This window comes from Vibrio sp. Of14-4, assembly GCF_022347625.1.
GTDB lineage: Bacteria > Pseudomonadota > Gammaproteobacteria > Enterobacterales > Vibrionaceae > Vibrio > Vibrio pristinus.
In genome coordinates this window covers 1-1,810 of the sequence record NZ_JAKRGI010000046.1, presented here as the reverse complement: position 1 = coordinate 1,810, position 1,810 = coordinate 1, and the positions used below count along the sequence as shown (strand labels likewise).

Genomic DNA, 1,810 nt, shown 5'->3' with positions numbered 1-1,810 from the left:
CGTGGCGGCCAACCAAGCCAAGGTGACCGCGCTGCGCGCTGAATTAGAAACCCTATCGGCAGGCATGCAGGCGCAGTTTGACGCGCTTAATGCCCAGCGCGAGGCTTACGATGCGTTGCAAGTGTCGCTGGCTGAGCACACCACTGAGGTTAAGGCTCGTCAACGCAGTCTTGATAGCGCTTGGCAGTCATTATCAGGCAAACAAGCGGCTGAAAATACCGCTAGCGCCGCGCTGCGCACCCAGCAGGCGCAAGCCCAGCAGTGGCAAGAAAAGCTGGATGCGGCTAAGGCAAGCGTGGTCGATAAGTCAGGGCAACTCACGAATCTCAGTACGGACTTAACCGTTCATCGACAGGCATTAGAGCAGGCCAAGCAAGACAGAGACGCTGCAAAAACCGCCTTGGCGGCTGCCAAATCAGAACTGGCGAGTGCCCAAACGTTGCGTAGTGCCATCAGTGAGCGCCTTATCGGTCTGTTGAGCAATCCAAATAGCGTCAAAATGAATGAGCGTATGAAAGCCTTACTTTCTGATTTCGGGAAAGATAGGAACCCACGAAGTTTTCCAGCATGGTTATTCAGAGAGCTTGCCGCGCATAAAATAAATCCCAGGGCTCGATACTCTTGGGGTGAATCAAGTTCTTTCTCTTGGTCTGGATATGGATCGATTGAGCATCCGGAGCGATACTTTATTGCTCATTCTCAATATAACCATAATGATGTGGCTGCGATGAGAGTGTTTGCTTCTAATACGTTAGCGCCTGAGCAAAGGTTGCATTCACTTGTCCGACGTATTAGTGGAGGAGAAAGGATTGGGCAAGATGACATACAACAGCTATGCGCGCAGATACGCAGTTATGGCTCATTTTTAAGCAAAATGGATGAGGTATATACGCGATACTACGATCGGATAGACCCAATAGCTCAAAGGATTTCAAGGAATATCGCCCTTTATCGTGGAAATAACTGGTCGGCTCTTGAGAAGGCTATAGGTGAGCTAAATACTTATGGCAACATAGCGCACATAATGATCTACACTCGGACTCATAGCCGAGCAATGCAACGACACCTTAACTCTGTCCTCTCTGTTATCACAGAGCTTGATGCAGCAAACCAACAGGCGCAGGACTTGGCTTCGCAGGTGCAAAGTTATGAGCAAGCACTTGAGCGCCATCATGCATTGATTTCGGAATCAGAGACCAAGGTTCGTCAAGTAGAGCAAGCCAAAACACAAGCTCAGCAAGCGCTAAATTCGGCGCGCTCCAATGTGGCGAAGGCCAATACTCAGCTTACCTCCGCCAATCAAGCCATGGACCGCGCCAAGGCGAGCCTGTCAAGCGCCACGGCCGAGCGTGAAGCCGCTGAGCAATTATTGTCTCAAGCGAGCACGCACCTGAGCACCGCCCAAGCCGATAAAGCCCGCGTGGCCTCTGAGCTTTTGGCCGCGCGCACCACGCTCAATCAAGCCAGCACGCAATTTGCTAAGGCCCATCAGTCACTAAGGGGCACGGCGCAGTCGCTTAATCAGGCAGGGGAAAGACTTGGCAGCGCCATTGACTTGCACGCCGAGGTGAATGTCTCGCTCAATCAAGCCAATCGCGCCCAATACCAAGCCAAGGCCGCCATTGACCGCGCGCAGGGGCAAGTGGACATTGCTCGTTACACGGCGTGGCGCCAAGCCTCGGTAGAAGTGGCCAGTCACGACACCGATTACGAGTACGATGCCAGGGGCCAGTTGGTGACCGAGCGCTCGGCTGTGGTGAGCTTTGCCGATGTGCAAAAAGACAAGCCAGTCACTCAGTTTATTGGCCGC

General features: G+C 52.9%; 1 protein-coding gene. It reads left to right on the top strand.

The features are described 5' to 3' along the window. The coding region (locus MHN79_RS20695; RefSeq protein ID WP_239174868.1) for a hypothetical protein at positions 1–1,810 on the top strand (1,810 nt) is incomplete at both ends.